The organism is Shewanella sp. GutCb (assembly GCF_002836135.1).
Classification (GTDB): domain Bacteria; phylum Pseudomonadota; class Gammaproteobacteria; order Enterobacterales; family Shewanellaceae; genus Shewanella.
On sequence record NZ_CM009122.1, the window covers coordinates 1 to 5817 of the forward strand.

Annotated in this window: 6 protein-coding genes; 4 read left to right on the plus strand and 2 right to left on the minus strand. The window is 39.2% G+C overall.

Annotation, left to right across the window (positions count from 1 at the left end; genetic code table 11):
• The first annotated feature begins 1154 nt into the window (after positions 1-1154).
• Positions 1155-2024: a phage integrase N-terminal domain-containing protein gene (locus CXF86_RS00005; RefSeq protein ID WP_102038036.1), complete on the plus strand. Its 870-nt coding sequence runs from the start codon at positions 1155-1157 to the stop codon at positions 2022-2024.
• Between the two features lie 167 nt (positions 2025-2191).
• On the plus strand, positions 2192-2596 hold the full coding sequence (locus tag CXF86_RS00010) for a hypothetical protein (protein ID WP_102038037.1): 405 nt from the start codon (positions 2192-2194) through the stop codon (positions 2594-2596).
• 45 nt (positions 2597-2641) lie between these two features.
• On the opposite strand, the gene CXF86_RS00015 is transcribed toward CXF86_RS00010, so the two are convergent.
• Positions 2642-2833, minus strand: a complete 192-nt coding sequence (locus CXF86_RS00015; protein WP_102038038.1) for a hypothetical protein — start codon at positions 2831-2833, stop codon at positions 2642-2644.
• A gap of 668 nt (positions 2834-3501) precedes the next feature.
• On the opposite strand from CXF86_RS00015, the gene CXF86_RS00020 reads away from it, so the two are divergent.
• Complete coding sequence (locus CXF86_RS00020; protein ID WP_257985227.1) at positions 3502-4104, plus strand: hypothetical protein; 603 nt, start codon at positions 3502-3504, stop codon at positions 4102-4104.
• A 185-nt stretch (positions 4105-4289) separates the two neighbouring features.
• A complete protein-coding gene (locus CXF86_RS00025; RefSeq protein WP_102038039.1) occupies positions 4290-4805 on the plus strand; it encodes a type II toxin-antitoxin system PemK/MazF family toxin in 516 nt (171 codons plus the stop codon).
• Positions 4806-4984: 179 nt separating this feature from the next.
• Here CXF86_RS00025 and CXF86_RS00030 read toward each other — a convergent pair whose 3' ends face one another.
• Positions 4985-5668 carry a replication initiation protein gene (locus CXF86_RS00030; RefSeq protein WP_102038040.1) on the minus strand — a complete coding sequence of 228 codons (684 nt, stop codon included), beginning with the start codon at positions 5666-5668 and terminating at the stop codon, positions 4985-4987.
• Positions 5669-5817: the final 149 nt, after the last annotated feature.

The following is a 5817-nucleotide window of genomic DNA, read 5'->3' on the forward strand; positions in this document are numbered from 1 at the left end:
CATGGTTTTACCGTAAATCCTTTCACCTTTAAACGTTGCAGGGTCTGTTATACCAAGGGCTGTGGAGGTGCTATAAACAAGAAAGATCACAAACAAGAAAGATTATAAAGGGCTCCGCCTGTGGATAAATCCACAGAAAAGACAAGAAAATAAGGAATCGGCACTTCTTGGCTCACGCCAAGGCCGAAAACAAGCGTGCCTGACAGCATGTTTTGCCTACGGCCATTTGGCTTCAATAGGAACTGATAGCGGGTTTACCCTGCGGGGCTTGTCGCGATGCGACTGCTTAGCAGAATAGAAGGTCAAAATCGATTTAAAGCAGCCTAAGCAAAGATTTAAAGTGGTTAAATGATAAATCGCGTGCGGATGTGTCATTTTGAAACTACAAGCCCTTAAAACGCGTTTAAGAGCCTCTGAGTAACCTTCGATTAGCGCAGTCTATCGAACGTTAGGAAGTGGTGTTTTAATCTTCATCTTTGTAACTTGGTAGCCGTACATACAAATACCGAGCAATGAAAAAACCAATAACGAGAATTACAATAACAGCGATTTGTGAGCCACTCATACAGCCTCCTTTTCTTCAAATATAACACACCAAAGGTGGGGATATATTAATCCTTAATAGTTACAGTGTAACTTATTTCGAGTTAAAAATATAAGCCAATATCAGGGGTAGTGTCACTCCATTTTAAGGGAGTGACACTACCCCGTTACTGTTCCTCATGCGGGGTATATTGGCTTTTTTCTCATTGTTGAGGCGTGATGCCGAGATTTCTTATTGCGCCAAAAGCAGGCTTGAGGTAGATTGAAATTTCTCCTTTCGCATCTCTCGATGCTTACATATCCCAAACCAAACGATAAACACCAACCTCCGAACCCAACAGGGTTTTAGGATTGCTGATTAGCACTCAGATTTGATGGCAGCGTTCTACGAGCCGCATCAAATGGGAAACATCCCTTAACAACACTTGCTCTATACCCGTCAGGGATCTTTGTCAGTTTCGGCGACAAAGTTGGGCATTAACACTGAACTGAATTCCGAAATGGCCGAAAGGTCGCCGTGTTGTTAGTCCGTCGAGAATATTTTTCCAGGTCAATGCGCCCAAACGGGCGCATTTCCATTCTTTTATTTCTTGATTATTCACAGGTGGATCATGGCATCTCAATTTTTTCATGAAGCAAATAAACTGCTAAAACAGCACAACCCGAGTTCTTTTGCGACCAAGTCAGAACGCTTTAAGACAATACGATTAGTGGATAAACAGCTTAGGGAACTTGGGGTTCGTCGCCTTACTTTGAAAGGTATAAAACCCAAACATATCGATGCAATTTTACAAAAATGGAAAGCGGATAAGCTTTCGCCAGGAACGATTAAAAATCGTATGGCACACGTTCGTTGGCTGGCTGAAAAAATAGGTAAACAAGGAATTGTGCCGTCTTCTAATACTGATCTAGGGATTGAGAAGCGCGTCTACATCACAAACGAAAATAAGGGAAAATCTCTGTCCCAAGAACAGCTAGATTCGATACCCGATCAACACGTAAAAATGTCACTTCGGCTGCAAGAATTATTTGGATTAAGGCGTGAAGAGGCCATGAAAATTCACCCTAAAAAAGCAGATCATGGTGATCACTTAATCTTGGATGCAGCTTGGTGTAAAGGCGGTCGAGATCGCACGATCCCAATTTTAAACGAGGCGCAGCGCGAATTATTGGAAGAAGCGAAGGCGTTAGCGCGTGGCCGCTCTTTAATTCCAGCGCAGCGAACGTATGTTGAGCAGATGAAACGCTATGAGAACGTTTGCATTAAAGTTGGATTAGAACGGGCACATGGTTTGCGCCATCGCTACGCACAGCAACGGTATTTCAAATTAACGGGAATGCAATGTACCGCAGTGTCGGGAATTCTTGTGCGGGACTTGCCTGTGGAATTACAAGTAATCGATAAAGACGCAAGAGCCATTATTACTCGAGAGTTGGGACACGCCAGATTACAGGTGACGGCGGTTTATTTGGGGCGTTGAATTTCCTCTTCGGTGTAATATTTCAATATTAAAATATCGAGATATTGCCTTTAAACAAGGTGTTTTTATTTTTAGCTCACCCTGAAAAGTTACACTGTAACTGAACTTTCGTGTTACAGTGTAACAATATTGAAGGGTTGTACTGTAACGTACTTTTGGAGTCAGAAATGGAACTTAAAAATCAAGAGATATTCAAATCCAACTTTGAAGCTCAAGAGCTTTGGCTTAGAAACCAAATGCTAAAAATTAATGCCATCGGGCAGAACAGTTTTCAAGATCTCGACAGGACTGCGCGTGACTACCAAAAGCTCACCAATGAAGGTGATATTTTTATCAGACCATGCGATTTAACGCATTTTTTAAGAATGAATTTAAGCGCTGATGGCGTTAAGAAGTTAGCGGGTTCGCTACGTATTGCAAAGCATCGAAAGAGCACTTCAACGTATCAATTCAATATCACAGAAGCTAACCGTTCTAAGTTATGGTTGTTGGCAAAGCAGACAGGAAAGACGCAAGCCGAGATCTTAAATCAAATGATAGTGGATTTGGAATCTGACAGCGTTACAGTGTAACTTTTGGTGTGGTTGTTTTTTTAAAATAAAGCCGGCTAAAAGGGATTAGTTAACCCAGACTTTTTCTAGCCCAGTATCGGGATTATGTTTCCACACTTGCCCTGGTTGGAGCTGATCTTTCCGTACTATATTGGCCGCTTTTTCCATCCAGGCTATCGCTTCAGGAGAGTCGGCCTCTACGTTCTTACTGATCAATCCCATCATCTCTTTTTTTACTTGGTCTAATTCAGTGTTCATTTGAATCTGCCTCTGTTTTTTCAGGGTGAAAAATAACTTTAACGTCCTTAAAATTTAGAGTGTCATTGTCATTTTTATACTTCCCTATGTGGAATAAGTTTTCATTGAAAACGGGGTATAAGCACCAACGGTACAAAACGTACGCTAGGCCTCACCGTTACTAATACTTTGTATGTTTTCGCGTGCTTAGGGTGCCCCTAATACCTAGTTGCGCGCGACGATTTTACACCCAAGTATATTCGTTTTTACCCACTTTATATTGTTACTAAATACGTTAAAAATGCACTTTGCCATTTACTATCTTTGGTTAATCTGCCGTATATTAGCTCTATAAGCACTTGTTTTTGCACTTCCATTTACCATGTTAGGTATTATGTTTACTAACCTATTCACTATATATCTTTATGATTTTAAATATATTTTTCCTGTATTTTTTTTGTTTTAAGCTATTGCTCTATCTAGATATATAGATGATGGGGGCTTTAGAATTAAGATTCGAGTGACAGATTAAGGTTTATAAAAATGGATACAGTGCTAATTTTTTTCGATTTTTTAATGGGTGCATCAACGGAGTCTCTAATCGTTTTGGTGGTTCTTAGTTCTATGGGGTTTTCATATTTGGTCATAAAAATGGTGGTTAATATTCTATTGAGTAAGAGGGACAAATTATGAGTAGCCAGAGGTTTGGTGCGCTACCTAATTGGTGGTTTAGAGATGACAGTTTATTTACGAATCTAAGAGGGAATAAAACTGGGGAGGGAATAGCTGCCATGAAATGCTTACTTGCCTTGTCGGTGCTCATTGACTTCAAAACAAAGAGCGTAGAAGCATCTCTCAGCGATCTCGAATCTATTACTGGGTTAAGTCGACCAATGGTGATTAAAGGTCTTTATACACTGGAAAAGTTTAATGTTATTAGTGCAGACAAGGATAGCTACAAAAATAAATATACTATTTTAGTAAAGCCTGAAGATCAAAAATGGGCAAAGGTTCCTACTGATATGACCAGGAAGAAATTGAAAGAGATCTCTAATCGAGGAATAGCCCCTTTTGTAGCATTAAAAATTTACATCACAATGCTTAGTCTAAGGTTCGGGGACAAGATCCGTGTAAAACTGTCGCATGAAACAATTCGAAATTACACAAAGATTCAACCAAAACAAGTTAGGGCTGGGTTGGATGTTTTGTTTTCATGTTCACTGATACACCTGCAGCCTAGAGATGAGCAAACATCGAATGAGTACATATTGATTGGTGTGTCAGCTGGCTGAACGATTTAACTGTTACGTTATGCATTCCATGACCACCACATCTGAGCCAGTGTTTATGCGTCGCTATTGGATAAGCCGCGGCAAGTAACATTTACTGTTAGAGTAATTGAAAACTATAAATATTAATTCTATAAGACAAAGGGTTACAATAGCTTAATCGCTCGTAATTTATTTGGAACTCTTTTATGGCAAAATTGAGAATTTCAGGAAATGTCCGGATTGGGCATATCTATGAATGTAATTTTGGTTTGTTTAAAAAAAACGCAACAGAGGCTACACCAAGCAAACATGAAGCTGTAGAAAATGATTACAATTATCGTATACCTAATGAAATAATAAAAAAAAGAGCCGTAGTTGTAATAGGAAAGCATAGAGGGCAGTACATTGTTGTTCCGATTAGCTCCACTGAAGAGACGGATAAAAAACCAGCAAAAAACCCTGAGAACAAAGGGTTTCATGTAAGACTTGGTTTAGATGATTTCCCTGTTACTAAGCACTACCTTGCTGAAAAAATTAGATGGGCCAAAAGTAATTTGGTTTCAACGATTGATGGTGGAAGGCTAACTGATATTTACGATAGCAATATACCCGCTAATATACCTGCTCATAAAGTTAGTGATGAGACTCTAAGAGAGATTAGGGAGGGGGTTATTATTTCTATAGGTATGAATGACCTTCTGGTCGACAAGGGTAAACCATAATGGTTGACTACCTTTAAGTGATGGTTGACAGTGGTGTCAATAATCACTATTATTTCCTTGTAGCCGCAAGGCAAGATTTAGTTTTTAGCCGCAAGGCAAGATTTAAAGAGAGCCCTATCTTCGGATAGGGCTTTCTGCTTTCTGTCTTTTAAAAAATGCAACTTGAAGTTGTAACTAAATCAAATATCCATCTTTAATTGTTTGTTTTTTTTGAACTCAAAGCGAAGCTTTTCAACCGTTCTTCCATGTTTTATTGGTGTGCAACTGATGATGAGATCGCTACGTTGGTTCAATTCTTCAATAGCAGGCTTTATGACTGCTCTATTAAGGATTTTAAACTCTGGATACTTATCTGAAATGCCTAGAATCGATTTAAAATCATCTAGAAATATTTCTCGATCCCCAGTGTCGGAAAATCGCATTAACAACTCGTAAATACGTATTGAATGGGATGATTGTAACTCAGCGATATTACGTAATTTATAGGAGGTGAAATTGCCTCTTATCTGGCTAATATACCGTAAAACTCTATCTGACCAAACAAGCCTAACAGCGGCTTCTCCCTTGAGCTTTTTTGCTTTTTCTTGCACCCATCTTAATTCGATCTCTTCACCATTTTCATGGATTAGAATATCCGATTGATAAAGCTTGTCAGCGGCCTTGTATAGCTCTCTATGAGCATTCTTAATATCAATGCCCATAAGCTCTGAAAACTCAGAGGCTGTCATCGTTATTTCTCTTGGGATTTCATGCCTAGGGTCTACCTTGCCTAGGCAAGCTATTACTAGCTTTTGAGCCTGCACTGGTAGCTTATAACGTGCTTCAATCAAATAGTTAGATTTGGTAACGGATAAATTATTCATGCTGGCTCATGGTGAATGTTTTTTTTATAATTTTCACCTTAAGCTAAGGTGAAAATTATGTCAAAGTGTTTTCACCTTAACCTGTGGGTATTACCGTAAATCCTTTCACCTTTAGACATGGTATTACCGTAAATCCTTTCACCTTTAGG